The organism is Streptomyces sp. A0642, from assembly GCF_004795105.1.
Lineage (GTDB): Bacteria > Actinomycetota > Actinomycetes > Streptomycetales > Streptomycetaceae > Streptomyces.
On record NZ_SSBL01000021.1, the window covers coordinates 38,298 to 64,764 of the forward strand.

26 protein-coding genes and 2 tRNA genes are annotated in these 26,467 nt (G+C 71.3%); 9 read left to right on the forward strand and 19 right to left on the reverse strand.

The window, feature by feature from the left end; genetic code table 11:
- Positions 1–13: 13 nt before the first annotated feature.
- The gene (locus E6R60_RS27840) at positions 14–226 is read right to left on the reverse strand and encodes a hypothetical protein (RefSeq protein ID WP_136329436.1); all 213 of its coding nucleotides are present in this window, start codon (positions 224–226) and stop codon (positions 14–16) included.
- Positions 227–307: 81 nt separating this feature from the next.
- On the opposite strand from E6R60_RS27840, the gene E6R60_RS27845 reads away from it, so the two are divergent.
- The gene (locus E6R60_RS27845; protein WP_136329437.1) at positions 308–1,282 is read left to right on the forward strand and encodes a helix-turn-helix domain-containing protein; all 975 of its coding nucleotides are present in this window, start codon (positions 308–310) and stop codon (positions 1,280–1,282) included.
- A gap of 107 nt (positions 1,283–1,389) precedes the next feature.
- Here E6R60_RS27845 and E6R60_RS27850 read toward each other — a convergent pair whose 3' ends face one another.
- From E6R60_RS27850 to E6R60_RS27890, 9 genes are all read right to left on the reverse strand, one after another.
- Positions 1,390–2,121: a D-Ala-D-Ala carboxypeptidase family metallohydrolase gene (locus E6R60_RS27850; RefSeq protein ID WP_136329438.1), complete on the reverse strand. Its 732-nt coding sequence runs from the start codon at positions 2,119–2,121 to the stop codon at positions 1,390–1,392.
- 149 nt (positions 2,122–2,270) lie between these two features.
- Complete coding sequence (gene def, locus E6R60_RS27855) at positions 2,271–2,909, reverse strand: peptide deformylase (RefSeq protein WP_136329439.1); 639 nt, start codon at positions 2,907–2,909, stop codon at positions 2,271–2,273.
- Positions 2,910–3,025: 116 nt separating this feature from the next.
- On the reverse strand, positions 3,026–4,018 hold the full coding sequence (locus E6R60_RS27860) for a hypothetical protein (RefSeq protein ID WP_136329440.1): 993 nt from the start codon (positions 4,016–4,018) through the stop codon (positions 3,026–3,028).
- 91 nt (positions 4,019–4,109) lie between these two features.
- Positions 4,110–5,402, reverse strand: coding sequence for an HD domain-containing protein (locus E6R60_RS27865; protein ID WP_136329441.1), 1,293 nt, complete (start codon positions 5,400–5,402; stop codon positions 4,110–4,112).
- The gene (locus tag E6R60_RS27870) at positions 5,399–6,841 is read right to left on the reverse strand and encodes an HD-GYP domain-containing protein (RefSeq protein ID WP_136329442.1); all 1,443 of its coding nucleotides are present in this window, start codon (positions 6,839–6,841) and stop codon (positions 5,399–5,401) included. The genes E6R60_RS27865 and E6R60_RS27870 overlap by 4 nt, the downstream gene beginning before the upstream one ends.
- A gap of 104 nt (positions 6,842–6,945) precedes the next feature.
- The gene (gene rsrA / locus E6R60_RS27875) at positions 6,946–7,266 is read right to left on the reverse strand and encodes a mycothiol system anti-sigma-R factor (RefSeq protein WP_136329443.1); all 321 of its coding nucleotides are present in this window, start codon (positions 7,264–7,266) and stop codon (positions 6,946–6,948) included.
- Complete coding sequence (locus tag E6R60_RS27880; RefSeq protein WP_018105559.1) at positions 7,263–7,919, reverse strand: sigma-70 family RNA polymerase sigma factor; 657 nt, start codon at positions 7,917–7,919, stop codon at positions 7,263–7,265. Before E6R60_RS27880 ends, rsrA begins: the two co-directional genes overlap by 4 nt.
- Before the next feature lie 273 nt (positions 7,920–8,192).
- Positions 8,193–8,843, reverse strand: a complete 651-nt coding sequence (locus E6R60_RS27885) for an alpha/beta family hydrolase (protein ID WP_136329445.1) — start codon at positions 8,841–8,843, stop codon at positions 8,193–8,195.
- Positions 8,844–8,893: 50 nt separating this feature from the next.
- Positions 8,894–9,709, reverse strand: coding sequence for an SOS response-associated peptidase (locus tag E6R60_RS27890; RefSeq protein ID WP_136329446.1), 816 nt, complete (start codon positions 9,707–9,709; stop codon positions 8,894–8,896).
- Positions 9,710–9,774: 65 nt separating this feature from the next.
- Between E6R60_RS27890 and E6R60_RS27895 the strand changes: the two genes are divergently transcribed.
- The 4 genes from E6R60_RS27895 (at position 9,775) to E6R60_RS27910 (ending at position 13,436) form a co-directional block, all read left to right on the forward strand.
- On the forward strand, positions 9,775–10,488 hold the full coding sequence (locus E6R60_RS27895) for a M50 family metallopeptidase (RefSeq protein ID WP_136329447.1): 714 nt from the start codon (positions 9,775–9,777) through the stop codon (positions 10,486–10,488).
- A gap of 90 nt (positions 10,489–10,578) precedes the next feature.
- A complete protein-coding gene (gene aroA, locus E6R60_RS27900; protein WP_136329448.1) occupies positions 10,579–11,919 on the forward strand; it encodes a 3-phosphoshikimate 1-carboxyvinyltransferase in 1,341 nt (446 codons plus the stop codon).
- A gap of 3 nt (positions 11,920–11,922) precedes the next feature.
- Positions 11,923–12,939, forward strand: a complete 1,017-nt coding sequence (gene rsgA / locus E6R60_RS27905; RefSeq protein WP_136329449.1) for a ribosome small subunit-dependent GTPase A — start codon at positions 11,923–11,925, stop codon at positions 12,937–12,939.
- Between the two features lie 173 nt (positions 12,940–13,112).
- Complete coding sequence (locus E6R60_RS27910) at positions 13,113–13,436, forward strand: multidrug efflux SMR transporter (protein ID WP_030915586.1); 324 nt, start codon at positions 13,113–13,115, stop codon at positions 13,434–13,436.
- A gap of 150 nt (positions 13,437–13,586) precedes the next feature.
- On the opposite strand, the gene E6R60_RS27915 is transcribed toward E6R60_RS27910, so the two are convergent.
- A complete protein-coding gene (locus E6R60_RS27915) occupies positions 13,587–14,213 on the reverse strand; it encodes a TetR/AcrR family transcriptional regulator (protein ID WP_136329450.1) in 627 nt (208 codons plus the stop codon).
- A gap of 121 nt (positions 14,214–14,334) precedes the next feature.
- On the opposite strand from E6R60_RS27915, the gene hisN reads away from it, so the two are divergent.
- The gene (gene hisN, locus E6R60_RS27920) at positions 14,335–15,135 is read left to right on the forward strand and encodes a histidinol-phosphatase (protein WP_136329451.1); all 801 of its coding nucleotides are present in this window, start codon (positions 14,335–14,337) and stop codon (positions 15,133–15,135) included.
- A 198-nt stretch (positions 15,136–15,333) separates the two neighbouring features.
- Complete coding sequence (locus E6R60_RS27925; RefSeq protein ID WP_136329452.1) at positions 15,334–15,735, forward strand: CBS domain-containing protein; 402 nt, start codon at positions 15,334–15,336, stop codon at positions 15,733–15,735.
- A gap of 112 nt (positions 15,736–15,847) precedes the next feature.
- Here the strand turns inward: E6R60_RS27925 and E6R60_RS27930 are convergent, their stop codons facing one another.
- A complete protein-coding gene (locus tag E6R60_RS27930) occupies positions 15,848–17,302 on the reverse strand; it encodes a catalase (protein WP_136329453.1) in 1,455 nt (484 codons plus the stop codon).
- Positions 17,303–17,477: 175 nt separating this feature from the next.
- On the opposite strand from E6R60_RS27930, the gene E6R60_RS27935 reads away from it, so the two are divergent.
- Positions 17,478–17,897, forward strand: a complete 420-nt coding sequence (locus E6R60_RS27935) for a Fur family transcriptional regulator (RefSeq protein WP_136329454.1) — start codon at positions 17,478–17,480, stop codon at positions 17,895–17,897.
- A gap of 174 nt (positions 17,898–18,071) precedes the next feature.
- On the opposite strand, the gene E6R60_RS27940 is transcribed toward E6R60_RS27935, so the two are convergent.
- The 4 genes from E6R60_RS27940 to E6R60_RS27955 all read right to left on the reverse strand — a co-directional run bounded on the left by E6R60_RS27940 (position 18,072) and on the right by E6R60_RS27955 (position 23,599).
- Positions 18,072–18,145, reverse strand: a tRNA-Met gene (locus tag E6R60_RS27940).
- Positions 18,146–18,268: 123 nt separating this feature from the next.
- The gene (locus tag E6R60_RS27945) at positions 18,269–20,326 is read right to left on the reverse strand and encodes a tetratricopeptide repeat protein (RefSeq protein ID WP_206309536.1); all 2,058 of its coding nucleotides are present in this window, start codon (positions 20,324–20,326) and stop codon (positions 18,269–18,271) included.
- A gap of 213 nt (positions 20,327–20,539) precedes the next feature.
- Positions 20,540–20,613, reverse strand: a tRNA-Met gene (locus tag E6R60_RS27950).
- 52 nt (positions 20,614–20,665) lie between these two features.
- On the reverse strand, positions 20,666–23,599 hold the full coding sequence (locus E6R60_RS27955; RefSeq protein WP_240802705.1) for a UPF0182 family protein: 2,934 nt from the start codon (positions 23,597–23,599) through the stop codon (positions 20,666–20,668).
- A gap of 127 nt (positions 23,600–23,726) precedes the next feature.
- On the opposite strand from E6R60_RS27955, the gene E6R60_RS27960 reads away from it, so the two are divergent.
- A complete protein-coding gene (locus E6R60_RS27960; RefSeq protein ID WP_240802703.1) occupies positions 23,727–24,296 on the forward strand; it encodes a PPA1309 family protein in 570 nt (189 codons plus the stop codon).
- Between the two features lie 29 nt (positions 24,297–24,325).
- Here the strand turns inward: E6R60_RS27960 and E6R60_RS27965 are convergent, their stop codons facing one another.
- The 3 genes from E6R60_RS27965 to E6R60_RS27975 form a co-directional block, all read right to left on the reverse strand.
- Positions 24,326–25,414, reverse strand: coding sequence for a PDZ domain-containing protein (locus E6R60_RS27965; RefSeq protein ID WP_136329456.1), 1,089 nt, complete (start codon positions 25,412–25,414; stop codon positions 24,326–24,328).
- 145 nt (positions 25,415–25,559) lie between these two features.
- Positions 25,560–25,748: a hypothetical protein gene (locus E6R60_RS27970; protein ID WP_136329457.1), complete on the reverse strand. Its 189-nt coding sequence runs from the start codon at positions 25,746–25,748 to the stop codon at positions 25,560–25,562.
- Between the two features lie 128 nt (positions 25,749–25,876).
- A complete protein-coding gene (locus E6R60_RS27975) occupies positions 25,877–26,338 on the reverse strand; it encodes a molybdenum cofactor biosynthesis protein MoaE (RefSeq protein ID WP_136329458.1) in 462 nt (153 codons plus the stop codon).
- Positions 26,339–26,467: the final 129 nt, after the last annotated feature.

A 26,467-nucleotide genomic window follows, 5' to 3' on the forward strand; every position in this document is an offset into this window, starting at 1 on the left:
CCGGGCCCGGGCGTCAGATTCTCGCCCAGCTCCTGACGTACGGACGCCGTGCGGCCCTCACCGGCCGCGCGGCGTCCGCCGTTTGCGGGGGCCGGGCGCTCCGGGCCCGTTCCGCCTCCCGCAGCCGGCGGTCGATGCGGCGTTCGCGGGCGATGCCGACCAGCACCGGCGCCAGGAAGAGGGTGAAAACGACTGTTACGGCCAGGTAGTTCAGGAATGTGTTCATGTCTCTACTGTCGTCGGTTCCGGCCGATCGCGGCAGTGGCAGGACTGTCATGGAGCATCGAATTACTGCCACACTGGGGACATGCTGAAAAATGTCGCCGCTCTGCTGCTCGACGAGGTCCACCCCTTCGAACTCGGCGTCCTGTGCGAGGTGTTCGGCCTGGACCGCAGCGACGAGGGTCTGCCGGTGCACGACTTCGCCGTGGTCTCCGCCGAGGGGCCGACGCTGCGCACGCACGCCGGGTTCACCCTCACCACCCCGCACGGCCTCGACCGCCTGGAGGAGGCCGACCTCATCGCCATCCCGGCCGGCAGCCGCTTCGGGGACCGGGAGTTCCCCGAGGAGGCCCTGGACGCACTGCGCCGGGCCGTGGACCGGGGGGCCAGGGTGCTGAGCGTCTGCTCGGGCGCGTACATGCTCGGTGCGGCCGGCCTCCTGGACGGCCGGCGCTGCACCACCCACTGGCGGCACGCGGACGAGCTGGCCCGCCGCTTCCCGCGGGCGATCGTCGAGCCGGACGTGCTGTACGTGGACGAGGACTCCGTCATCACCTCCGCGGGGACGGCCGCGGGGATCGACGCCTGCCTGCATCTGGTGCGCCAGGAGTACGGCACCGCCGCCGCCAACACCATCGCCCGCCGCATGGTGGTGCCGCCGCACCGCGACGGCGGTCAGGCGCAGTACATCCAGCGCCCGCTGCCCCGGAACCGCTGTGACACGGTCGGCGACACCCTGGCCTGGATGGAACGGCACCTCGACCAGGAGATGACGGTCGAGCAACTGGCGGCCCAGGCGCACATGTCACCGCGCACCTTCGCCCGCCGCTTCCAGCAGGAGACGGGCACCACGCCGTACCGCTGGCTGCTGCGCCAGCGGGTGCTGCTGGCCCAGCACCTCCTGGAGACCTCCGACGAGACGATGGACACGATCGCCGGCCGGACCGGCTTCGGGAACGCGGCCGCGCTCCGGCACCAGTTCGTACGTTCCCTCGGCACCACGCCGAACGCGTACCGGCGGACCTTCCGAGGGCCGGCCGCGTTGACCGAAGTCGCCTGATTCACCGGCCGCGGGCGGCCGAAGCCGCCCGGCAGCCGGCCGCGGCGGCGCCGGGCGGTCACGCGTCCGGCCGGCCCGCCGTCACCGGCGGCACCGGCCGGTGCGGGTCAGATTCCGCAGTTGGGCGCGGACCAGTAGTGGCTGGGGCCCTGGTTCACGTGGACGTGGTCGTTGTGGTCGGGGTAGCCCGGGCCGAGGATGCCGTTGAAACCGTGGTAGCGGGCCTGCTGGGCCAGGGTGCAGAAGGCGATGCCGCCCAAGTCGGCCGCGTCGCCGTACAGATGGCGGCTGTTCGAGGCGCCGCCGACCGCGCTGTTGCAGGAGACGGAGCGGAAGCCGCTGTTGACGGTGATCGGACGGTCACCGAGGGCGTGGCGCAGCGCCTCCAGCTTCCACATGGTGCTCAGCGCGTTGGCCTTGGCCGTCCCCGCCGCGACGGCACCACCCGCCCAGGTGCTGTTGCAGTGGTTGAGCTCGGCGTACGTGAAGTGGGCGGGCGTGCAGTCGTCGTCCTGGAGGGCGTAGAGCTTGGACTGGGTGGCGGGGCCCGCGATGCCGTCGGCGGCCAGTCCGTAGGCGGCCTGGAAGCGTTTGACGGCGGCGGTGGTGGCGGGCCCGTAGGAGCCGTCGACGGCGAGTACGGAGTTGTAGCCGGGGTATCCCGCCACCCGGATCTGGAGCTGGACGACATCGTTGCCGGTGGCGCCCGGGGACAGGGTGCGGGTCCAGGTGTAGCAGCCGTCGGCGTGCGCGGTGCCTGCGGTGACCACCGCCCCGCCCAAGGCGAAAGCCATGGTCATGACAAGGCCGAGAAGGAGGCGTGCGGAACGTCTGAGCATGGGGGCTCCCTACCACGGTGAAGGTGTGGGGGTGAGCCTGGCGGACGAGTCGACGCGCGTCAACTACGCGTGAAGGTACATCAGTTGACGACGAAGGCCCTGACCCGGCGTACCGGGTCAGAGCCCTCGCGGCAGGCGCGCCGGCCCGGTCAGTCGTTCGGGACGACCTCGTAGCGCGGAGTGTTCTCCGCCATCTGCCGCAGCGCGTCCTTGCGGTCGCGCTTGGACAGGCGGTCGATGTACAGGTAGCCGTACAGGTGGTCCGTCTCGTGCTGGAGGCAGCGGGCGAAGTAACCGGTGCCGCGCACCTTGACCGGGTTCCCCCGGGCATCCTGGCCGCGCACCACCGCGTAGTCCGGGCGGGCCAGCGAGGCGTACGCCGTGGGGACCGAGAGACAGCCCTCGTTGGAGTCGTCCAGCACGCGCTCCTCGGGCGCCAGCTCCTCGAGCACCGGGTTGCAGATGACGCCGGTGTGGCGGACCCCGTCGTCGTCCGGGCAGTCGTAGACGAAGACCTTGAGGTCGACCCCGATCTGGTTGGCGGCCAGGCCGACGCCCTCCGCCGTGCGCTGGCTGGCGAACATGTCGTCGATCAGCCGGGCCAGCTCGTCGTCGAACGCGGTGACGTCCTTGCACTCCTTGTGCAGGACCGGGTTGCCCACGACCGTGATCGGGCGGGAGGTGCCGCGCTCGCGGTGGGCCGCCTCACGCGCCTCACAGTCCTCGGTGTCGATGAGGAAACCGTCCTCGTCGACGCTGATCTGCTCGTCCGTCTCCTGCTGCGCCATGTCCGCCGTACGCCTTCCTCACAACGTGAAACCCGGGATCCGCGGCTCACCGGAACCGGGGCGCCCGAGCACCGGAATCGGTGCGCGTACAGCCTACGGGCACCGCTCGGCACCGATCAGCAGACTTCTTCCAGATCCCGCCACTCGCGGCTGTCCGGACTGTCCGCGACCCAGCCGTCGAGCAGCCCCCGCACCAGCCCCGAGGGCGCCGCGAGGCCGCACTCGCGTTCGGGCACCCACAGCTCGCCGGCCGTGCGGTGGCCCAGCGGACCGGGATGGCCCGGCTCGCTGTGGTCGTGCGGGTCCAGGTGCTCGCCGTCGCCCTCGTCGCTCTCCATCCGGCTCTCCGAACAGGCCCGGCACAGCAGCCGGACGGACGACGACCAGTCCTCGGCGGCGAAACCGGCGTCGGACGCCAGCTGCTCCAGCGCGTCCCGGTCCGCCTCGGTGGCCGCCTCCAGGAGCACCACCCAGGTGGGGACGGGGGACGGGGCCCACAGCTCGATCTCGTCGAACACCGGGTAGGAGGGCCCGGCCGCGGTGATCCGCTCACCGTGCGGCACCCCGTCGTGCAGGACGACCTCGCCCCACCGCCGCCCGGACGACGGCAGCGGAATCGACAGCACTTCGATCCGTGCCGGATCCAGCCTGCGGCCCCAGACGACCTCGGCCTCGCCCTCGGGCGACAGCCGCACCGCCGCGCTTCCCAGCTCCATGCCGACCGGCTCGCTGCCCGACGCCGGGGTCTGCTGACCGCCGCCGGGCACCTTCAGCCCGTACGCCTGCCAGGCCCGGCGGGCCAGCGGCCAGTCCTGGAGCGCGGTGGCGGCGATCCCGACGTTCCACCAGTCGGGGGCGCCGGACTCCTTGTCGAGCAGCGCGACGGCCCGCAGGCCCGCGGCTCTCGCCTGCTCCCAGTCGTGCCGGAACTTGTGCAGCAGCGCCAGGTTGAACCACGACTCGGAGAGCCAGGGCTCCAGATCCGCCGCACGCGTCAGCAGTGCGCCCGCGTCCTCGTACCGGCCGTCGCCGATCAGCGTGAACGCGCGGTCCGTGGCCTGCCGCCAAGAGGCGGAGGGCCGATGCCGTACCTTCCCGAAGATCCTCACGATTCCCGCCTGTCCCGACTGGACACCCTCGTATTTCCGCTCTCTTCGCATCCAACCATGCCCGGCCGGACGCCCGCTCATTACCCATGGGTTACCCAGGTGGGACGGGGGTCAGACCGCCCCTGGCCAGAACCCTGGCGAGCGATTCCACGACCTGGGGCTGGTAGTCGCGGCCGGTCCCGAGCCTGAGCTGTTCCAGTGCGCCGAGCGGCCCGCTGAGACCTTCCCCACACAGGTCGTCGTATGCGTTGACCGCCCGGACGATCCTGGCGGACAGCGGCTGCTCGCGGTAGGGGTCGGCCTGCCGCTCCACGACGACGGCGACCTCGGTGTCCACTCCGGTCTGGCGGACCACCGCGCCGCCCAGCAGGGCGATCCGGCGCTGCTCGGCGGGCGGGAGCAGGGCGGTCGCCCCGTCCGGCACCGGGTCGACGAGCGAGAGCTGGCCGATGTCGTGCATCAGTGCCGCGTACTCCAGGACGGTCAGCTCGGGTCCGGAGAGGCCCATCTCGCGCCCGACGGCCGCGCAGAGCACCGCCACCCGGCGGGCGTGGCCGTGCCGGGTGTACCCGGCGATCTCGGTGGACCGGGCGAGCGAGGCGATGGTCTGCCGGTAGGTGGTCCGTACGGCGGCGAACCGGCGGAAGGAGATCTGGGCGAGCAGCAGCGGTACGCACAGCACGGGCAGCGCCCACAGCCCGGCGACGGCGACCCCGAGCGCCATCACGGCCCCGGTGGCGCAGACCGCCGATCCGATGCCCCGCAGCGCCCTCAGCTCGTCGCGGAGCAGTGGTCCGTACGGTACGGGTGTGGCGCCTGCCGCACGGAGGCTGCGGGGCAGCGTGCGGGCCCGCAGCAGCAGGGCGCCCAGTACCGCGTCGCACAGGGCGGTGAGGCCGAGCAGCACGAGCAGGAAGGCCGCGTAGTACGGGCCGTCGCCGAACCAGCTCTCGGACCGGCCGGAGTTGTACAGCGGCTGGAAGCAGACGGCGGCGAAGGCGACGGTCAGGACGCGCCGGGCCACCTGGTCGGGGCCGGGTCCGCTGCCGCGCGCGACGTGGGGCACGGAGGCGGCGAGCTGCGCCGCGACGAGCACGGTGAGCACCTGGAGCATCCCGTGGCTGGTCGGCTCCCCGCCACTGCGGCCGAGCAGGGCGTACGCGAGCGCCCCGGCGGCCCCGAGCGGCGCGGGTTCCCGCTCCCCCGGCCGGGCGCCCCAGCGGGCCAGCTCACCGATGGTGATGAGCACCCCGAAGGCGAGGGCGTGCCCCGGTTCTCGGACGCCGTGCCAGAGCGTGTGTCCGAGCGCGGCGGCGGTGAGCGCGAGGGCGGCGCCGCGAACGGCCAGGACGACGGGGGACAGCCGGGCCCACCGGGGGCTCACCGGGGACGGTCCGGCGTCCTGGACGACCGCGCCGACGCCGGCGCCGGCGCGCAGGCATCGGGCCCGTCCGGCGGTCGAGGACGAACCGGCCCCGGGAGGGACCCGGCGCCCTCCCCCTCACCCCGCGGCGGCGGAACCGGCACGTCGTCCGCCGTCACGGCCCCCGACCACCCGTGCCGTTCCAGCCCCCGCGCCAGCGCCCGTACCATCTGCGGATCGAACTGGGTGCCCGCGCACCGCTTGAGCTCCTCCACGGCCACCGGGACCGGGCGCCCCGGCCGGTAGGAGCGGGTCGAGGTCATCGCGTCGAACGCGTCGGCCACGGCGACGACGCGGGCGAACTCGGGGATGCTGCGGCCGGCCAGCCCGTACGGATACCCGCTGCCGTCGAGCCGTTCGTGGTGGTGGAGGATCGCGGCCCGGGCCTCGCCGAGGAAGCCGATGCCGCGGACGATCTCGTGCCCGTACTCCGGGTGCAGCTCGATGACCCGGCGTTCCTCGGGCGTCAGCGGCCCCTCCTTGCGCAGCACCCGCGTCGGCACCCCGAGCTTTCCGACGTCGTGCAGGATCCCGGCGAACCGCAGCACCTCGATGCGCTCCTGCGCCATGCCCAGCTCCCGGGCGATGAGCACGGACGCGTGCCCCACCCGCTCGCTGTGGCCCCGGGTGTAGGTGTCCTTGATGTCGACGGCCTGCACCAGGGCCCTGATCGTGGCGCGGTGCGCGGCGTGCTCGCGGTGGTACTGGGCGAACACCCAGCAGGAGATGTACATCGGCAGCAGGACGAAGAGCGCGGCCAGCGGCCCGTACGAGCTCGTCCACAGGATCGCCATCATCAGCCCGGCCAGACCGTGCACCAGGTGCGGCCCGAGCGAACGGGGCAGCAGGCCGCTCCAGGCGCGCCGCGGGGGCAGCTGTTCCGCCACCACGAGGATGGACCCGTCCAGGGCGGTCAGGACGAGGCTGAAGGCCAGCGCCGCCGCGCAGGCGGGCACCAGCGCGTACGGGAGGTCGGGCAGCACGCCCGGCCCGGGGCCGCCGAGCGCGGCGGGACCGCCGAGCAGGGCGTACACGGACGAGGCCGCCCACACGGTGACGGGCAGCTGGCCGGCCCGCCAGATCCGGCGGGCGGCGGCGGGCGGCTTCTCGGCGCGGCCGGCGAGCGAGCCCGGGACCGCGACCAGCGCGGCGGCCGGAGGCGGCAGCAGGAAGGCCGCGGCGAGCAGCAGGGGGAAGAACGATCCGGCACTGATCGGCACGGAGCTGCCGAAGAACGGGCAGCGGCCGGGCAGTTCACAGACGAGATAGAGCCCGGCGAGCAGTCCGAGGGTGGTCCACGGGGTCTGCGCGCCGGGACGCAGCGCGGGCAGCACACACAGAGCGGCGCCGAGCGCGACGGTCAGGATGTACGCCCGCGCCGCGCCACGTGTGGCTCTCACCCGTTCCGCCCGCCCCCCAGCATCGCCAATGGAGGCGTCAGGCTAGCGAGTTGGGCGTCCCGGCTGAGTGCCGACGACTGCGATTAGCACGTTCGGGTGATGCGTCACTCCGCGGCGGTGGCCCGCTGTTCGGTGTCGGAGACCGTGACGTCCTGTTCCGGCACCGCCTGCCCCGACCGGATCAGGTCGATCCGGCCCATCACCTTCGAGCGCAGGTCGGCCGGGACGTCGTCCTGACCGCAGCAGCGCTTGACCAGCTTCTTCACGGCCTGCTCCAGGCCGTACTTCTCCAGGCAGGGGGAGCACTCGCCGAAGTGCACCTCGAACTTGGTGCAGTCACTGTCGGGCATCTCCCGGTCGAGGAACTCGTAGAGGTGATCGAGTACCTCGGCGCACTCCGTCTCGTGCGGCTCTCCGCAGCTCATGAGCCCGAGCCTTTCCGATCGTCCGACTCACCGGCGCCGGCCGGGACGAGCCCGCGGTCACGGGCGTAGTCCTCCAGCATGCCGCGCAGTTGACGGCGGCCCCGGTGCAGTCGGGACATCACCGTACCGATGGGAGTCCCCATGATGTCCGCGATCTCCTTGTAGGCAAAGCCCTCTACATCCGCGAGGTACACCGCGATGCGGAACTCTTCGGGGATCGCCTGCAGCGCAGACTTCACATCGGAGTCGGGCAGGTGGTCGAGGGCCTGTGACTCGGCGGAGCGCAGACCGGTGGACATGTGCGACTCGGCGCGGGCCAGCTGCCAGTCCTCGATCTCCTCGGCCGCACTGCGCTGGGGTTCGCGCTGCTTCTTGCGGTACGAGTTGATGAAGGTGTTGGTGAGGATGCGGTACATCCACGCCTTGAGGTTGGTGCCCTCACGGAACTGATGGAAGGAGCCGTACGCCTTGGCGTACGTCTCCTGGACCAGGTCCTCGGCGTCCGCGGGGTTGCGCGTCATGCGCAGCGCGGCCGAGTACATCTGGTCGAGGAAACCGAGGGCGTCGCGCTCGAAACGCGCGTTGCGCTCGGCCGTCGTCTCCTGCGGGCGGCCGTCGTCGGTCCCTGTGTCGGTCCCAGTGACCGGACCCACCTCCTCCAACGCTGTGGCGGAGCCGAAACCGGACCCGCTCGAATCGGAGAATAGTCGACCTTGGTCCGACGCGGGCAGTCGATCCGATCCGCTCAGTGCCCGCTCGGGAGTGGTCTTGGCCGCATGCAGCACCGTCCACTCCAGGTCAGCGGCGTTCGAGCGACGCGGGCAGATGGTCGAACCCATGCGACGGACTCCCTCTCCACATACGACGTTGGTGTACCGACGTCCCGAACAACAGCGGCCCTCCGTCCCGCATTCCCGGGGTGCGCGTCACGTGATTCCGGCCAGCCAGGCGGTCACGGATGTGGTGAGGATCTCCATGGCCTGAGCCTCGGTCAGCCCGGACCGCTTGGGGACGGCGAAGCCGTGGTCCCCGTGCGGCACCTCGGCGATGCGGTACTCCCCGGGAGGGAATTCGGCGGGCCTGCCGAACGGGTCGTTCCCGCCCTGGACGACGAGCGTGGGGAGGCCGGAGCCCAGGAGCTCGTCGGCGCGGGACTTCTCCGGGCGGCCCGGCGGGTGCAGCGGGAAGCTGAGCGCGAGGACCGCGCGGGCCCCGAGCCCGGCCGCCGTGCGGCAGGCGACCCGGGCCCCCGCACTGCGCCCGCCGGCGACGACGGGGAGCCCGGGGGCCGCCAGCGCCGGCCACAGGCCGCGCCAGCCCGTGTCCAGGGTCCTGGGGGCGGGAGCGAGCTTCTTCCCGGCGACCCGCCAGGGCTGCTCGACCAGGGCGACGCCGACGCCGCCGGCGGGCAGGGCGCCGGCCAGGGCGCGCAGGTCCCTGGCCTCGATGCCGCCGCCGGCGCCGTGTCCGAGCGCGAGCAGGAGGCGCGGTTCCCGCGCCGGGAACCAGGTGATCCGGGCGGTTCCGGTGCCGGTGTCGACCGTCTCGGTGTGCGGTGCGTTCTCGTTGGGTTTCACGGCCCCATCCAACCAATCCGCGGCGGACCGTCCGGGGTGCGGCGCGTGGCTCAGAAGAGGGTGCCGACCTCGGGGGCGGCCAGCTCGTCGAGCAGCTCGGGGCCGTTGTTGCGCACGTTGCTGACGGCGGTGGCCACGGGGTAGGCGCGCATCAGCCCGCCGGGCGGGGGCGCGAGCAGCCCGCGCAGCTCCTCGACGTCGGTGCGGGAGGGGTCCAGCCAGTCGTCCCAGCGGTCCGGGGTCAGCATCAGCGGCATCCGGGGATGGATGTCGGCGAGCGCGCCGGGGCCCTCGGCGGGGGCGACGGCGAGCGGGCTCGTCTCCGCCTCGGTCGTGATCACCGAACAGGTCGCCCACCACGCCTGGGGGTGGTCGTCCGGCAGGGTCCGGTCGCGCCAGAACTCGTACAGACCGGCCATGGCGAAGACCGATCCGTCGGCGGGCGTCACGAAGTACGGCTGCTTGCGGGGCCTCTTCGTGCGCCCCTTCTCCTCCAGCCGGCGCTCCTCGGCCCCGGTCACCCACTCGTAATAGCCGTCGGCCGGAAGGATGCAGCGCCGGGAGACGAAGGGGCGGCGGAAGGACGGCTTCTCGTGGACCGTCTCGGCGCGGGCGTTGATCATCCGGGCCCCGCCCTCGGGCGACTTGGCCCACGAGGGGACGAGCCCCCACTTCAGGGCGCGCAGCTGGCGAACCGGACGCTGGTCGCCGGCGTCCTTCACAGGACGTTCCAGTACGGCGTAGACCTCCTTGGTCGGCGCCACGTTGTAATCGGGTTCCAGCGTCTCGGCCGGTTCCCACTTCTCCACCTGGAAGAGTCCGGTCAGGTCCTCGGGCCGCCGACTCGCTGCATACCGTCCGCACATAGATGCCAGACTGCCACGACCGTCAAGCCGGCCGGACGCCCCTACCGCAAGGAGCCGCCCACACCATGGACAGCACCGACCTCGGCACTCTGTGGGACCGCGTCTTCGGCACCCAGCCCGCCCCCGAGCAGTGGCTGGTCGTGGTGACGGCCACGGCCGCGCTCATCGCCGTCGTGCCGAACTTCCTATGGCGGCTTGCGCGCAACACGATCACCATCGCCCACGAGGGCGGGCACGGGCTGGTCGCCCTGCTCACCGGGCGCCGGCTCTCGGGCATCCGGCTGCACTCGGACACCAGCGGGCTGACGGTGAGCCGGGGCAAGCCGACCGGGATCGGCATGGTCCTGACGGCGGCGGCGGGCTACACCGCACCCTCGCTGCTGGGTCTGGGCGGCGCCTGGCTGCTGGTGAACGGCCGGATCACGCTGCTGCTGTGGGTGGCGACGGCACTGCTCGCGGTGATGCTGGTGATGATCCGCAATGTGTACGGGGCGCTCACGGTCATCCTCACCGGTTCACTCTTCCTGCTGGTGTCGTGGCTGGCCTCGCCCGCCTGGCAGTCGCTGTTCGCCTACAGCGCGGTCTGGTTCCTGCTGCTGGGCGGTGTGCGGCCGGTGTTCGAGCTGCAGTCCAAGCGACGGCACGGCGGGGCGCCCGACTCGGACGCGGACCAGTTGTCCCGGCTGACGGACGTGCCGGCCGCGCTGTGGCTGTTCCTGTTCCACGCGGTGTCGCTCTGCTCGCTCATCGGCGGCGGCCGCTGGCTGCTGGGGCTGTGACCCGGCCGCCTTCCCCCTCTAGCGTTACATCCCGGTTTCATGCCGTTTGGTCAAAATCCAGACGCGTGCAGAGCCACTAAAGTGAGCCCCATGACCGAAAGTTCCGTGCAGCCCGCCCTCTGGCCCGCCCCCACCGCGAGGGGAGCCGTCGACGCGACCGTCACCGTGCCCGGATCGAAGTCGGTCACCAACCGTGCGCTGGTGCTCGCCGCGCTGTCGTCGGAACCCGGCTGGCTGCGCCGGCCGCTGCGCTCCCGCGACACTCTGCTGATGGCCGACGCGCTGCGCGCGATGGGTGTCGGCATCGAGGAGACCGTGTCCTCCAGCTCGGCCGTCGCCGGCGGCCCGGACGGGTCGGGCGAGGCCTGGCGGATCATCCCGGCCGGTCTGCACGGGCCCGTGACCATCGACGTGGGCAACGCCGGCACGGTCATGCGCTTCCTGCCGCCGGTGGCGACCCTGGCGAGCGGCGCGGTCCACTTCGACGGCGACCCCCGCTCCTACGAGCGCCCGCTGACCGGGGTGATCGACGCCCTGCGCGTCCTGGGCGCCCGGATCGACGACGACGGCCGCGGCTCCCTCCCGATGACCGTGCACGGCGGCGGGGCGCTGGACGGCGGTCCGGTGGCCATCGACGCCTCCTCGTCCTCCCAGTTCGTCTCGGCGCTGCTGCTGTCGGCGCCGCGTTTCAACCAGGGGGTGGAGGTGCGTCACACCGGCGCCCGGCTCCCCTCGATGCCGCACATCCGGATGACCGTCGACATGTTGCGGGCCGTCGGCGCCCAGGTGGACGAGCCGGAGACGGGGGGCGAGCCGAACGTCTGGCGCGTCTCCCCCTCGGCGCTGCTGGGCCGCGACCTGACCGTGGAGCCCGACCTGTCCAACGCCCAGCCGTTCCTGGCCGCGGCGCTGGTCACCGGCGGACGCGTCACCATTCCGGACTGGCCGCTGCACACCACGCAGCCCGGTGACGCGCTGCGCGAGATCTTCACCGCGATGGGCGGCAGCTGCGAGCTGACCGAGCAGGGACTGACCTTCACCGGCTCGGGCCGGATCCACGGCATCGACGTCGACCTCGGCGAGGTCGGCGAGCTGACCCCGGGCATCGCGGCCGTCGCGGCCCTGGCCGACTCCCCCTCGACCCTGAGCGGCGTCGCCCATCTGCGGCTGCACGAGACGGACCGGCTGGCCGCGCTCACCAAGGAGATCAACGAGCTGGGGGGCGACGTCACCGAGACCGCCGACGGCCTCCACATCCGGCCGAAGCCGCTGCACGGCGGTACCTTCCATACGTACGACGACCACCGGATGGCCACCGCGGGGTCGATCATCGGCCTTGCCGTCCCCGGAGTGGAGATCGAGAACGTGGCGACGACCGCCAAGACACTGCCCGACTTCCCGCAGATGTGGACCGGAATGCTCGGGGCCTGAGACATGCGCCGCTACGGCAAGAACCCCGACGAGGACGACATCCGGGTCCGCCCCAACCCCAAGGGCAACCGGCCTCGTACGCATACCCGTCCCAAGCACGAGGACGCCGAGGAGGGCATGGTCCTCACCGTGGACCGCGGCCGCCTCACCTGCCTCGTCGCCGGCCGCACGGTCACCGCGATGAAGGCCCGCGAGCTGGGCCGCAAGGCCGCGGTGGTGGGTGACACCGTCTCCATCGTCGGCGATCTGTCCGGCGAGAAGGACACCCTCGCGCGGATCGTCCGGATCGGTGAGCGCCGCTCGGTGCTGCGCCGGACGGCGGACGACGACGATCCGTTCGAGCGGGTGGTGGTGGCCAACGCCGACCAGCTGGCGATCGTCACCGCGCTGGCCGATCCGGAACCCCGCCCGCGCATGATCGACCGCTGTCTGGTCGCCGCGTACGACGGCGGGCTCTCCCCCCTCCTCGTGCTGACCAAGTCCGACCTGGCCTCCCCGGACAAGCTGCTGGAGGCGTACACCCCGCTGGGCGTGCCGTTCATCGTCACCAACCGCGAGGAGCTGGAGAACGGCGACGCGGCGGAGCGGGTCCGCGAGCAGCTGCACGACCGGGTCACCGCCTTCGTCGGCCACTCCGGTGTCGGCAAGACCACCCTGGTCAACGCCCTCGTCCCCAAGGACAGGCGGCGCACCACCGGGGTCGTCAACGCGGTCACCGGCCGCGGCCGGCACACGACCACCTCGGCGCTGGCGCTGCCGCTGCCGGACTACCGGGGCTGGGTGATCGACACCCCCGGTGTGCGGTCCTTCGGCCTGAACCACATCGACCCGTCCCGGGTCATCAACGCCTTCCCCGACCTCCAGCCCGGCACCGAGGAGTGTCCGCGCGGCTGCACCCACGACAGCCAGCAACCGGAATGCGCGCTGGACGCCTGGGTGGAGGCGGGGCACGCCGATCCGGCACGGCTGGATTCGCTGCGGCGGCTGCTGTCGACCCGGGAACGGCGCGAGGGCGACTGACCGCCGGGTGCCCGGTCGTCGGGGCCCGGCGCCCGGCCGGCGTGGGGCACCCGGCTCCCTGGGGCCGACGCGTGGCGGTCCGGCCCGCCACGTTTGCGATCACCCGTCGCTGGTAAGTGCATAATCGCACCCAGCGGTACGAGGCGGTCACCTACGCGGGAGGGGCACGGACGATGGCGTGGCTGCTGGTCGTGGTCGCGGGACTTCTGGAGACCGGATTCGCGGTCTGCCTCAAGCTCTCGCACGGCTTCACCCGGCTCTGGCCGACCATCGCCTTCTGCATCTTCGCCCTCGGCAGTTTCGGACTGCTGACCCTGTCGCTGAAGAAGCTCGACGTCGGCCCCGCCTACGCGGTGTGGACCGGCATCGGCGCGGCGGGCACCGCGATCTACGGCATGGTCTTCCTGGACGACGTGGTCTCCACGCTCAAACTGGTCTCGATCTCGCTGGTGATCCTCGGCGTGATCGGGCTCCAGCTCTCCGGCTCGTCGCACTGACCGGGACCGGCTTCCCGACGCCTCCTGGACTCACACCGCCGCAGCCGGCCGATGCCGACCCCCTTCCGCCCTACGGGGAAGAAGCCTGGCGGTCCGGTCACCCTGACGCGTTGCACCCGGCCGGCACGGACCGCACCAGGGCGGGCCGGCTCACGGAGCCGCACCCGCGGCCCGCTCCACCACGTCCCGCACCAGCGGCACTCCGTCCTCAGGCCCGCCCGCGGGCGGGGGGACCAGCGCGTAGGACAGGGCGAGCCGCAGCACGAGCTCGCAGGTCGAGGCCAGGGCCTCCCGCTCGTGCGGCGGACGCCCCTCGTCCAGTGCCGCCACCGCGCGGTCCCCGACCTGGCGGAGGAGGTCGGCGGGGGTCGGCGCTCCGGCGTCGGCCCGGCGCTGGGCCGGCACGGCTGAGGCGGGACGGCGTACCGGGCCGAGCGTGGCGGGGTGGGGTAACCGCTCGCTCCAGCATCCTGTGAGCAAGGCCCTGACCAGGGCGTTCGCCCGGGTGGCGCGGACCGTCCAGGCGGCGGTGGCGGCCAGCCTGTCGCCGGTAGCGCCGGCGGATCCCAACGCCCCTTCGACACCGGCCAGATAACTGTCGGCGGCGTGCCGGAGCAGGGCCCGGGCCAGCCCGTCCTTGCTGCCGAACTCGTTGTAGAGCGTCTGGCGGGACACGTCGGCGGCCGCCGCCACGTCGACCATCCGCACGACGGGCCAGGGCCGGACGGCCAGCGCCGCGTGGGCCGCTTCCAGCAGTGCTTCCCGCGCTGTCGGCATCGTCGCCTCCCGCACCCAGGGCTCTGCGTTTCAGAGTTGAGGCGCTCCCCCGCACTGTCAAGGCTTCCCGCGCCTCCGGGGCCCTGTGGCTCCGTCCACCCGCGGTGGATACTGTGACGGCATGCCCGATTACCACGATGATCTGCGCCTCGCCCACGTGCTGGCGGACGCCGCCGACGCGACGACGATGGACCGGTTCAAGGCTCTGGACCTCAAGGTCGAGACGAAGCCGGACATGACGCCGGTGAGCGAGGCCGACAAGGCCGCCGAGGAGCTGATCCGCGGCCACCTCCATCGGGCGCGGCCGCGCGACGCGATCCTCGGCGAGGAGTACGGGGTCGAGGGCACGGGCCCGCGCCGCTGGGTGATCGACCCGATCGACGGCACGAAGAACTACGTCCGCGGCGTGCCGGTCTGGGCGACGCTGATCTCGCTCATGGAGGCGGGCGAGGACGGCTTCCAGCCGGTGGTCGGTGTGGTGTCCGCCCCGGCGCTGCAGCGGCGCTGGTGGGCGGCGAAGGGAGCGGGCGCGTTCTCGGGCCGCAGCCTCACGTCGGCGACCCGGCTGAACGTCTCGAAGGTGGAGCGCATCGCCGACGCCTCGTTCGCGTACTCCTCGCTGACCGGCTGGGAGGAGCAGGGCCGGCTGGACGGCCTCATGGACCTGACGCGGGCCTGCTGGCGCACCCGGGGGTACGGGGACTTCTGGCCGTACATGATGGTCGCCGAGGGCGCGGTCGACATCTGCGCCGAGCCGGAGCTCTCGCTCTGGGACATGGCGGCGAACGCGATCATCGTCCAGGAGGCGGGGGGCCGGTTCACCAGCCTGGACGGGGTCAGCGGACCGGGGGGCGGAAACGCGGCGGCCTCGAACGGGATCCTCCACCACGAACTGCTGGGCTACCTGAATCAGCGCTACTGACCGAGCCGCGCCGGGCCCCACGGGGCCTGAGCATGCACAGGGAACCCACGAGGGGCGTGCCGCACCACCGCACGCCCCTCGAACGATCTTCGCTCCCCCTTGTTGCCATCCCGCATCGGTGCGACTCTGAGAGTTCCCCCACTTGTGAACTTGTGAATCGGCTCACGCGGTCGCTTCACCGAGGAGGTGGCTCCCTTCATGCTCGTCCGTGACGCCATGAGCACGGTGGTCCTCACCATCGGCCCGAACCACACCCTCCGACAGGCGGCCCGGCTGATGTCGGCGCGCCGTATCGGAGCAGCCGTCGTCCACGACCCGGACACCTGCGGGTTCGGCATCATCACCGAGCGCGACATCCTGAACGCGGTCGGATCGGGGCAGGACCCCGACGTCGAGACCGCCTCCACCCACACGACGACCGATGTGGTCTTCGCCGCGCCCGCCTGGACCCTGGAGGAGGCCGCCGAGGCCATGACGCACGGCGGCTTCCGGCATCTGATCGTGCTGGACGGTGACGGGCCGGCCGGCATTGTCTCGGTGCGCGACATCATCCGCTGCTGGACGCGTGCCAGGCGCCATCCGGTGGAGCTGGTCGTCTGAGGGAGCCGGACAGCCGACCGCCCCGGGTCCGGAAACGGACCCGGGGCGGTCTCCGGACAGCGGAACGGCCGGCCCCGGACCCGGGAACCGGCCGCCTCCGGACGCGAGGGCTCTACGAAGCGCGCAGAGCATGGACCGCGGCGTCCAGGCGCTTGCCGAAGTCGGCGTCCGCCTGGCGGAAGTTGCCGATCGCGCGCTCGATGATGTCGTCACGCGAGACCTTCGCGATGAACCCGGCGAGGTTGTCGATCAGCCGGTTCTTCTCGTCCTCGGAGTAGAGCCGGTAGAGGTTCCCCGCCTGCACGAAGTCGTCGTCCTCTGCGTGCCTGGGCGTCTCGTGGGTTCCCGTGCCGCCCGTGACCTGGGTGGACTCCCACAGCGGACGGCCGGTCTGGACCGGCCCGCCGAAGCTGTTCGGCTCGTAGTTCTTCGCACCCTTGTGGCGGCCGTCGTACAAGTAGCCGTCACGGCTGTTGGTGCGCGCCTCGGTGGCGTGCGGACGGTTGACGGGCAGGTGGTCGGCGTTGATGCCGACGCGGTAGCGGTGCGCGTCGCCGTACGCGAAGAGACGCCCCTGGAGCATCTTGTCCGGGGACGGCCCGATGCCGGGCACGAAGTGCGCGGGACTGAAGATCGACTGCTCGGTCTCGGCGAAGACGTTCTCCGGGTTCCGGTTGAGCTCCAGCTTGCCGATCTCGATCGGCGGGTAGTCCCCGTGCGGCCACACCTTGGTGAGGTCGAACGGATTGAAGCGGTACGTGGCCGCCTCGGCCGCCGGCATGATCTGGACCTGCACGGTCCAGGACGGGAAGTCGCCGCGCTCGATGGACTCGCGCAGATCGCGCTGGTGACTGTCCGGGTCCTCACCGGCGAGCTTGTTGGCCTCGGCCTGGGTGAGGTTCTTGATGCCCTGGTCGGTCTTGAAGTGGTACTTGACCCAGAAGACCTCGCCGGCCTCGTTGTTCCACTGGTAGGTGTGCGAGCCGAACCCGTCCATGTGGCGCAGCGTGGCGGGGATTCCCCGGTCGCCGAAGAGCCAGGTCACCTGGTGGGTGGACTCGGGCGACAGCCCCCAGAAGTCCCAGACGTTGTCCGCCTCCTGCGAGCCGGTGTACGGGTCGCGCTTCTGCGTGTGGATGAAGTCGGGGAACTTGATGGCGTCCCTGATGAAGAACACCGGGGTGTTGTTGCCGACGAGGTCGTAGTTGCCGTCCTCGGTGTAGAACTTCAGCGCGAAGCCTCGCGGGTCACGCACCGCGTCGGCGGAGCCGAGGTTGCCCGCGACCGTGGAGAAACGCAGGAAGGTCTCGGTCTGCTTGCCGACCTCGGAGAGGAACCTCGCCCGCGTCCACTGCGATACGTCACGGGTCAGCGTGAAAGTGCCGTAGGCGCCGGCGCCGCGGGCGTGCACGACGCGCTCCGGAATGCGCTCGCGATTGAAGTGCGCGAGCTTCTCCAGCAGCGACTGGTCCTGCACCAGGACGGGACCGCCGACGCCCGCGGTCTGGCTGTTCTGGTTGTCGGCAACCGGTGCGCCGGCCTCCGTCGTGAGCGGTCCCTGTGTCACGTGCGCCTCCTGCGTCGTTCCTGCGTATACGCCACGCCCGTGGCGCCGCGGCGAGCACAGCCTGTCCCTGGCCTATGTCGTGACCTGATCCTACAATGGACTAAGTCCAAGTCAAGCTGCCATCCAAAGCCACACTCGTTCAGGACCTGTCCCCTGCCGCTGCTAGGCTTGAGCCATGAGTGACCTGTTGGAACGACTCCGAGGACGCGGCTGGCGCATGACTGCGCAGCGGCGCGTCGTGGCCGAGGTCCTCGACGGAGACCACGTCCACCTGACGGCCGACGAGGTCCACGCCCGGGCCGTGGCGAAGCTGCCAGAGATCTCCCGGGCGACCGTCTACAACACACTGGGCGAGATGGTGACCCTCGGTGAGGTCATCGAGGTGTCCACCGACCGCCGGGCCAAGCGCTACGACCCGAACGCACACCGCCCCCACCACCACCTGGTATGCGCGAAGTGCGGCGCCATCCGTGACGTGCACCCGGCGGGCGACCCGCTGGCCGACCTGCCGGCGGGCGAGCGCTTCGGTTTCATGATCTCCGGCGTCGAGATGACGTACCGCGGCATCTGCCCGAACTGCTCCGCGAGCGCCTGAGCGGCCTCGGCGACTGCCCGACGGGCACCGTTCGGGCGGCTCTGCCCTCCGCCCTCACCGGCCTTCCGGTGGGGGCGTTCTGCTGGGCTACGACTCAGGAGGAGGACGCGTCAGAGGGGGCACAGCATGCACAGAGGGCCGAATCCTTGAAAGGATCCGGCCCTCTGTCTTCAGTAGCGGGGACAGGATTTGAACCTGCGACCTCTGGGTTATGAGCCCAGCGAGCTACCGAGCTGCTCCACCCCGCGTCGTTGTGATCCCCACAGTACGTCACGCCCTGGACCAGCGCAAATCCCTTCCCACGGGCCCGCCGACCGCCGGGCCGGGCGGCCCCGGAGCGGTCGCCGCCGGGCCCCGCAGGCGTAGCTCCGCTACGCGGTCAGCTCCTGATGCAGCGCCTCGCGCAGCCGCCCCGCCCGCTCCGCGACCTCCGCCGGGCCCAGCTCGACGGCCCGCGCGCACCACCGCTGCCCCTCGGTGAGCTCCCCGCGACGGGCGGCCAGCAGGGCCAGGCGCAGCGCGGCCCGCCCGTGCCCGTCGTTCGCGGCGCGGCTCCACCAGAGCGCGGCCTCGCGCTCGCTGCCCTCGCGGGCGAGCAGCAGCCCGAGGTTGAACGCCCCGTTGCGGCTGCCCGCCTCGGCGGCCTCCCGGTACCAACGGCCGGCGCTCTCCACGTCACCACGGGCCGCGGCGAGCATGCCGACGCGGACCTGGGCGCGGCGGTGCCCCTGCTCGGCGGCGCGCTCGTACCACTCCTCGCACTCGGTCTTGTCCGGCATGGGCTCACCCAGGGCGGGAGGTCCGGGCGGCGGCTGCCGGGCATCCAGCAGCCCCGCCAGCCGGAAGGCCGCCTCCGCGCTGCCGCCGCCCGCCGCGCAGCGCAGATGCCGCTCGGCCTCGCGCTCCTCGCCGTGGTGCAGGAGCGCCATGCCGACCTGGAGCGCGGCCTCGGTGTGCCCGGCCGCCGCCGCACGCTCGTACCAGAGCAGGGCCGTACGGTCCTCGTCCCGGCCTGCGTGCAGGATGCCGAGGTTGAAGGCGGCGTCGACGCTGCCGGCCTCGGCCGCCTTGGAGAACCAGGGTTCCGCACCGGTCGCGTCGCCCGCCTGGAGCAGGAGCACCGCCAGCGCGTTGGCCGCCTCGCGGTGTCCCGCGTAGGCGGCGCGCCGGTACCACTGCTCGGCCTGGGGCGTGCGGTCCTGGGCGGCGCAGAGCAGCCCGAGGTTGTACGCGCCGTTCACATCGCCCGCGTCCATCGCCGCGCGGTACCAGCGCTCCGCGGTCTGCTGCTCGCCCCGGGCGGCGTGCAGCGCGCCGAGGGCGTTGGCGGCGTTTCCGTCTCCGTCCTGGGCGGCCCGCAGCCACCACACGGCAGCGCTCTCCTGATCGCCCGCGTCGCGCAGCAGGAAGCCGAGCGCGCAGGCGGCCCGCGCCTCGCCCGCCTTGGCGGAGATGAGGTACCAGCGGCCGGCCTCCTTGAGCTCGCCGCGCTGCTCGAGGATCGCGCCGAGGTGCAGGGCGGCTCGCCGGTGACCGCGGGCGGCGGACTGCCGGTACCACTGCTCGGCCTCGCCCATGCGGCCCACGTCGGGGCCCGCGACCGGGCCGTCGTCCTTGCGCAGGGCCTCCCCGTGCGGTCCGGCGGCCGCCTCGGACTCGGGTCCCGTGCGCCGCCCCAGGCCGGGACGGCCGAACGCGTCGTGGGCGTCGTCCGCGGCGTTGCGCTCCAGCAGGCGCGCCAGCCGGTACGCCGCCTCGCGGTGCCCCTGCTCGGCCGCGGCGCGCAGCCAGCGCTCGGCGCCCACGTCGCTGCGGTGTTCCAGCAGATCGGCCAGGGCGTACGCGCCCAGCGCATGCCCCTGTTCGGCGGACTGGCGCAGCCAGTACTCGGCCCCGGGCTCGTCGCCGCGCTCGCGGTAGTGGCGTCCGAGGGAGTGCGCGGCCGCGGCGGACCCGGCGACGGCGGCGATCCGCCACCAGCCGGCCGCCTCGTCCGCGTAGCCGCGCTGGTGCAGGAGGACGCCCAGGTTGTTGGCCGCCGCGCGGTCGCCGTCGGCGGTGGCCGCGCGCAGGTAGCGCTCGGCGCCGCTCAGGTCGCCCCGGCGCAGCAGGAGCGCGCCGAGCATGCTCATCGACGCCGTGTCTCCGGCGTCGGCGGCACGGCGGTGGCGTGCCTCGCTCTCGGCGTTGTCCGCACTCGCAGCGGTCTCCGCGCTCTCGGCGTTCTCCACGCCGTCGGCGGTCTCGGCGGTCTCTGCACTCTCGACGGTCGCGGCACACCCCGCAGTCTCGGCGGTCTCGATGTGGTCGTTGTACTGCGCGGCGGCAGCAGCAAATGCCACATCCGCCACTTTTTCCGCCGGATGGACGCGCTGCTGCACAAACCGCCCTGTCTCCAACAGAGTTGCCCTGTCCCCCATAAATACCATCGTCGCACCACCCGCAACCCGCGTACACCTGGTATATCGCGGCCAGTGAGGTCACTTCAGCGTTTTGTCGACATGCCCACAGAGAGACAAGTCAAACACGCTCCTGCCCAACTCGCGGCCCACGAACCGCACTTCACGCAGACTGCACAAAAACGTCGCCGTGACATGGCGAAGGCCCGGATCCTCTGGAGGATCCGGGCCTTCGCTTTTCAGTAGCGGGGACAGGATTTGAACCTGCGACCTCTGGGTTATGAGCCCAGCGAGCTACCGAGCTGCTCCACCCCGCGTCGTTGTGTTCAAACCGTATCACGACGCGGGGGTGAAGCTTTACCGGGTTACTCAGCCGCCGCTGTCGGCACTCGCCGACGCCGCCGGCTTCTTCTTCTCACCCGTCGCGCTCGGACTCCCGGACTTGGGCTGGGCGGCCGCTGCCCGCTCCAGCGCGTCCTGCAAGTCGTCCTGAGCCTTGCCGTAAGCGGTCCAGTCCTGTTCCTTCAGGGCCGTCTCACCTGCCGTGTAGGCCTTCTGCGCATCGGCGATCGCCTTCTTCAGCGCGGCGTCACCGGTGGCCGGCGGTTCCGTGGTGTCACCCGGTGGCCGCGTCGTGTCGGCCGGTGGCTCGGTCGTATCGGAGCCGTCCACCCCGAAGACCGCGTTGAGCGCCTCCCCGAGACTGTTCTCGAAGACGATCTTCGATCCGTACGAAGCGGCGACCTTGCGCAGCAGGGGGTAGTTCTGCGTGCCACCGCGCGTGTACACCGGCTCGATGTAGAGGAACCCGCCTTCGAGCGGCACCGTGAGCAGGTTGCCGTACTCGATGTCGGAGTCGGTGCCCTTGAGGTTCCTCACGAACTCGGCGACGTCGTCGTTGCCGTTGAGCTCACTCTGGACCTGGCCGGGACCCTTCACCGTGGTGGTGACTCTCAGCAGTCTTATCGTGCCGTAGTCCTTGCTGGCCGCATCGGCGTCCACCGCCATGAACGCCCCGAGGTCGGGCCGCCCCTTGGGGGTGAAGGTCGTCGTCAGCGAGAACTTCTGAGCCGTCTGGTCCGGCATCTTTATGCTCAGGTAGTACGGCGGGACGGCGCCGGACTCCTTGTTGGTCGGATCGTCCGGGACCTGCCACGCGTCACTGCCGCTGTAGAACTGCGCGGGGCTGGTGACGTGGTAGCGGGTGAGCAGCTCGCGCTGCACCTTGAACAGGTCCTGCGGGTAGCGCAGGTGGTCCATGAGGTCCTGCGGGATGTCCGCCTTGGACTTCACGGTGCCGGGGAACGCCTTGCGCCAGGTCTTGAGGACCGGGTCCTCGGTGTCCCACTCGTACAGCGTGACCTTGCCGTCGTAGGCGTCGACGGTGGCCTTCACCGAGTTGCGGATGTAGTTGACCTGGTTCTGCTGGGCGACGACCGCGCGCTGGTTGGTGGTCAGCGAGTCGGCCGTGGTGTCACCGAGCGTCGTGCGCGAGGCGTACGGGTAGCCGTTGGTCGTGGTGTACGCGTCGACGACCCACTGGATGCGGTGGTTCACCACGGCCGGGTAGGCGTCGCCGTCGATGGTCAGCCACGGGGCGACCGCCTCGACGCGCTCCTTCGGCGTGCGGTTGTACAGGATCCGCGAACCGTCGCCGATGGCCCCCGAGTACAGGATCTGCGGCTCGCTGAACGCCACCGCGTAGGCGGCGCGGTTGAAGGCGTTGGAGAGGCTGACCCCGCTCTTGCCCCGGTAGCTGGTGGTCTTCTCGCCGTCCTCCTCGTAGTCGAGCTCCTTCTGGGGCCCGCCGACGATGGAGTACTGCTCGGTCTTCTCGCCGTAGTAGATCTCCTGCTTGTACTGGCCCAGCTCGCCGGTGGTCGGCAGGCCGGACTCGGTGAAGTCGGGAGATCCCTTCGGGTTCTTTCCGGTGGTGGTGCCCCGGGCCGCGATCGCGCCGTAGCCGTGGGTGTAGGTGAAGTGGTCGTTGATCCAGTTGCGCTTGGGGATGCCCTGGAGGTTGAGCTCGCGCAGACCGATGACCGTGTCCTGCTCCTTGCCGGCCGCGTCCTCGTAGCGGTCGACGTCCAGCGTCTTGGGGAACTGGTAGTAGTTCCTCTTCTGCTGGAGCTGCTGGAAGGCCGGGGAGACGACGTTGGGGTCCATCACCCGGTAACTGGCCGCGGCGTCCGCGCTCGCGCGGAGCTTCGCTTCGTCGTCCGTGGTGGACTTGCCCGCGTAGTCGGTGACCTGTGCGTCATCGATGTCGTAGGCGTCCCGCGTGGCCTTGATGTTCTTCTGGATGAACGGGGCTTCCTTGGCCTGCTCGTTCGGCTGGACCTGGAACTTCTGCACGATCGCCGGGTAGAGCCCGCCGATCAGGATCGCGGACAGGACCATCAGTCCGAACCCGATCACCGGGAGCTGCCAGGTGCGGCGCCAGAGCGTCGCGAAGAACAGCACGGCGCAGATCGCGGCGATGCAGAAGAGGATGGTCTTCGCCGGCAGGTAGGCGTTGGCGTCGACGTACCGCAGGCCGGTCCAGTTGTCGGTGGCCTTGAAGTCACTCGACTTCACGGCCAGTCCGTAGCGGTCCAGCCAGTACGCCACGGCCTTCAGCGCGACGAAGATGCCGAGCAGCACGGAGAGGTGTCCGGTGGCCGCACCCGTCGCCCGCGCGCCGGGGCTGGTGATGCGCAGCCCGCCGTACAGGTAGTGGGTCAGCGCGGCGGCGATCAGCGCGAGCACCGTCGCCGCGAAGCCGAAGCCCAGCAGGAAGCGGTACCACGGCAGGTCGAAGGCGTAGAAGGACACGTCCAGGTGGAACTGGGGGTCCTTCTGGCCGAACGAGACTCCGTTCACATACATCAGCCAGGTACGCCACTGGCCGGAAGCGGATGCTCCGGCGATCAGACCGACGAGCGCGGTGATCGCGAGCAGCACCCACTTCTTGTACGGGGCGAGACTCATCCGGTAGCGGTCCAGGCTCTGCTGCTCCAGCGACATCGCGCTCAGCGGCGGCCGGAGCCGGTGCGCGAGCCAGATGTTCACACCGATGGCGACGGCCATCAGCAGTCCGAAGACGAGGAACAGTCCGATCTTGGTCCACAGGGTGGTGGTGAAGACGGATGAATACGCGACCGACCTGTACCAGAGCCAGTCCGTCCAGAACCCCGCGAACATGACGAACGCCATGGCGAGGATCGCCAGGACGCCCAGTGTCATGAGCAGGGTTCGGGCGCGCCGGGACGGGCGGCCGACTCTGATCCGTGGCCCTGTCGGGCCTCCGCCGCGGTCCGGCATCTGGAAAGCCAACGTGCGCACCTCGAAGTTCGCGGTCGTGTGGAGCGGGCCCAGCGATCGTAGAGCCCACCTATGCAACTTACTGAGGCTTTACCTAGTTCCCGTTCCCGGGGCGGAAGGAGGCAGGATGTCGTCCATGCCCAACGTTTCCCCCTCAGGCCCCCCGATGGCCGCGAGCCCCCTCACCGTCGCCGTGCTCGAGATCGACGAGTACATCTCCGGCCTCGGCTGGGACCAGCCCGCCCGGCTCTTCGCCCTGGTCGACACCGCGCGGCTGCGGGTCCAGGAGCCCGGACTCGCCGCTCAGCTCGGCCTCGACGACGACGGCTCGAAGGCCGCCGCACTCACCCCTATCGAGCAGGAGGAGCTTCCCGCAGGTACCGCACTGGACGAGTTCCTCGCCACGATCGCCTGGCCCGACGCGGTCGTCGGCTGCGCCATGACCGTCGAGCGGCTCATGCTGCCGCCGTCCGCCGAGGCCTCCGTACCGGAAGGTCTCGATGACGCCCAGCTGACCAAGTGGGTCGCCGGACACCCCGACCGGCAGGAGGTGCGGATGACCGTGGCGGTCCTGCGGGACGGCGCCCGCGAGTCGGCCGTACGCCTGCGGGAGAAGGACTCGCCGAACGAGGTGCTGACCGGCGCCGGCCTGGTGCCGGGGCTGGCCGAGGCACTGGCCGCGACCTTCGAGTCCTGACCCCGCCGTCCCGCCCCTGGGGGACGCGGTCAGCCTGCCGAGCAGCTCGGCAGCGCGGCCGCGTCCCCGGTGCGGATCCTGTCCAGAGACTTCTTGGCGTCGTCGATCGTCTTGACCCGCACCAGCGTGAGCCCGTCCGGGGTGTCGGAAGCGGCCGCCTTGCAGTTCTCGTCGGGGGTCAGGAAGTAGCGTGCGCCGGCGTTGCGCGCGCCGACCAGCTTCATGTTGATCCCGCCGATCGGTCCGACCTTGCCCTTGTCGTCGATCGTCCCGGTGCCGGCGATGAACTTGCCGCCCGTCAGCTGCCCCGGTGTCAGTTTGTCGACGATCCCGAGGGAGAACATCAGGCCGGCGCTCGGGCCGCCCACGTCGGCGAGCTTGATGTCGATCTCGAACGGGAAGGTGTGGTCCGTCCCCGCCTGGATGCCGACGATCGCCCGGTTCTCCTTGGGGGCCTTCTCCGTGGCGATGGTGATCTTCTCGGCGCCCTCGGGCTCCTTGCCCGCCTTCTCGGCCGCTGCCGCGGTCTTGGCGGGGATGATCGTGAAGGTGACGTCCTGGCCCGGCTTGTGCCGGGTGACGAGCTTCGCCACGTCCTCGGGCTGCTTGACCGCGGTGCCGTCGACGGCCTTGATCACGTCGCCCGCGTGCAGCTTGCCCTGGGAGGGGCTGTCCTTGAGGACCGTGGAGACCACGACCCGCGAGGAGACCGGGATGCCCAGCTCGGTGAGGGCCGCGACCTTGGCGCTCTCCTGGGACTGGCTGAATTCCTCGGCGTTCTCCTGCGTCGACTGTTCCTCGGTCTTGCCGTCCGGGTACAGCGTGTCGTGCGGCACGACGACGCTGTCGTGGCCCAGCCAGCCGTAGACGGCCTCGACGAGGTTCATGTGGTAGTCGGCGCCGGTGACCCGGACCGTCGTCATGTTGAGATTGCCGGACGTCTCGTACGTCTTGTGCCCGGTGATCTGCAGGACGGGCGCGCCGTCGACCTTGCCGAGGGTGTTCACCGTCGGCCCGGGGGACATCTCCGAGTACGGCACTTTGATCAGCACGCCTGCGCAGAGCAGCGCGATCAGAATCAGGGTGGAGGCGAGCATCGTCGCGGTGCGGCGTGGCATGGAACGACAGTACGGGAAGGGCCTGTCCGTGCACGGTCGGGGCCGGTCCGTACGAGCGCCGTGGCCTGGCGTGGCGAGGACGCCGGGCGGCGGTTCCGCCGGCTGCCGGGCGGAGTGTTGGCGAGTGCGTACGAGCGGTGGGGCGTCAGACGTTCGATATCTGCTCGACCGGTTCGGAAACGGAGTGCGACCGCTCCATCGCTTCCCGGAACCGGGCGTAGCCGGCGAGTTCCGTGACATCGCCGGTCGTACGATTACGGGCAGCCCAGCTCCCCCATATCGCAGCACCGAGCGCAGCGAAAAGCGGAATCAACAACCAGGCGAGTGCTGCCATGACGACCTCCCTGCCCCATGAGCGACCGCAACCGAATGATCAGCAGATTAACCATCTGCTGAACCAACGCTCATGGCAGGGGTGCGGTTACGCAAATCGGGGTGGATGCCCGCCCGTACGGTTTGCGTTCAGCAGGCGCCGACCCATTCCTCCGTGCCGTCGGAGAAGCGCTGGTGCTTCCAGATCGGAACCTCGTGCTTCAGGTCGTCGATGAGCTTGCGGCAGGCCTCGAAGGCCTCCGCGCGGTGCGGGCAGGAGACCGCCACGACCACCGCCAGATCCCCCACCTCCAGTTCACCCACCCGGTGGACGGCGGCCAGGGCCCGGACCGGGAACCCGGCCACCACCTTCTCCGCCACCCGGCGCATCTCGTCCTGCGCCGAGGGGTGGCAGGAATAGCCCAGCGCCCCGACGTCCTGACCGCTGTCGTGGTTGCGCACGGTGCCGACGAAGAGCGCGGTGCCGCCCGCCGCCGCGTCGCCGACGGCGCGGAAGACCTCGTCGACGGACAGCGGTGTGTCGCGGATCTCCAGCAGCCGGATGGGGTCCTGTGCCGCCTGCTCGCCGGGGTGGTCATACGTGGGTGCCATGCCCACCATCGTGCCGTACCGCAGCTCCCTCGCGGAATGCGGCTTTCACCCGGCGGGCCGCGCGCCGCCTTGGAGCCTCCTACAGCCGCCGGCCCGAGCGCCGGGCACCCCGGCCCTTCCCCGCCCCGG

Coding starts and splice junctions, on each gene's coding strand:
- E6R60_RS27840 (WP_136329436.1), bottom strand. CDS start 226: ATGAACACATTCCTGAACTACCTGGCCGTAACAGTCGTTTTCACCCTC.
- E6R60_RS27845 (WP_136329437.1), top strand. CDS start 308: ATGCTGAAAAATGTCGCCGCTCTGCTGCTCGACGAGGTCCACCCCTTC.
- E6R60_RS27850 (WP_136329438.1), bottom strand. CDS start 2,121: ATGCTCAGACGTTCCGCACGCCTCCTTCTCGGCCTTGTCATGACCATG.
- def (WP_136329439.1), bottom strand. CDS start 2,909: ATGGCGCAGCAGGAGACGGACGAGCAGATCAGCGTCGACGAGGACGGT.
- rsrA (WP_136329443.1), bottom strand. CDS start 7,266: ATGAGCTGCGGAGAGCCGCACGAGACGGAGTGCGCCGAGGTACTCGAT.
- E6R60_RS27890 (WP_136329446.1), bottom strand. CDS start 9,709: ATGTGCGGACGGTATGCAGCGAGTCGGCGGCCCGAGGACCTGACCGGA.
- E6R60_RS27895 (WP_136329447.1), top strand. CDS start 9,775: ATGGACAGCACCGACCTCGGCACTCTGTGGGACCGCGTCTTCGGCACC.
- aroA (WP_136329448.1), top strand. CDS start 10,579: ATGACCGAAAGTTCCGTGCAGCCCGCCCTCTGGCCCGCCCCCACCGCG.
- rsgA (WP_136329449.1), top strand. CDS start 11,923: ATGCGCCGCTACGGCAAGAACCCCGACGAGGACGACATCCGGGTCCGC.
- E6R60_RS27910 (WP_030915586.1), top strand. CDS start 13,113: ATGGCGTGGCTGCTGGTCGTGGTCGCGGGACTTCTGGAGACCGGATTC.
- E6R60_RS27915 (WP_136329450.1), bottom strand. CDS start 14,213: ATGCCGACAGCGCGGGAAGCACTGCTGGAAGCGGCCCACGCGGCGCTG.
- hisN (WP_136329451.1), top strand. CDS start 14,335: ATGCCCGATTACCACGATGATCTGCGCCTCGCCCACGTGCTGGCGGAC.
- E6R60_RS27925 (WP_136329452.1), top strand. CDS start 15,334: ATGCTCGTCCGTGACGCCATGAGCACGGTGGTCCTCACCATCGGCCCG.
- E6R60_RS27935 (WP_136329454.1), top strand. CDS start 17,478: ATGAGTGACCTGTTGGAACGACTCCGAGGACGCGGCTGGCGCATGACT.
- E6R60_RS27945 (WP_206309536.1), bottom strand. CDS start 20,326: ATGGTATTTATGGGGGACAGGGCAACTCTGTTGGAGACAGGGCGGTTT.
- E6R60_RS27955 (WP_240802705.1), bottom strand. CDS start 23,599: ATGCCGGACCGCGGCGGAGGCCCGACAGGGCCACGGATCAGAGTCGGC.
- E6R60_RS27960 (WP_240802703.1), top strand. CDS start 23,727: ATGTCGTCCATGCCCAACGTTTCCCCCTCAGGCCCCCCGATGGCCGCG.
- E6R60_RS27965 (WP_136329456.1), bottom strand. CDS start 25,414: ATGCCACGCCGCACCGCGACGATGCTCGCCTCCACCCTGATTCTGATC.
- E6R60_RS27970 (WP_136329457.1), bottom strand. CDS start 25,748: ATGGCAGCACTCGCCTGGTTGTTGATTCCGCTTTTCGCTGCGCTCGGT.
- E6R60_RS27975 (WP_136329458.1), bottom strand. CDS start 26,338: ATGGCACCCACGTATGACCACCCCGGCGAGCAGGCGGCACAGGACCCC.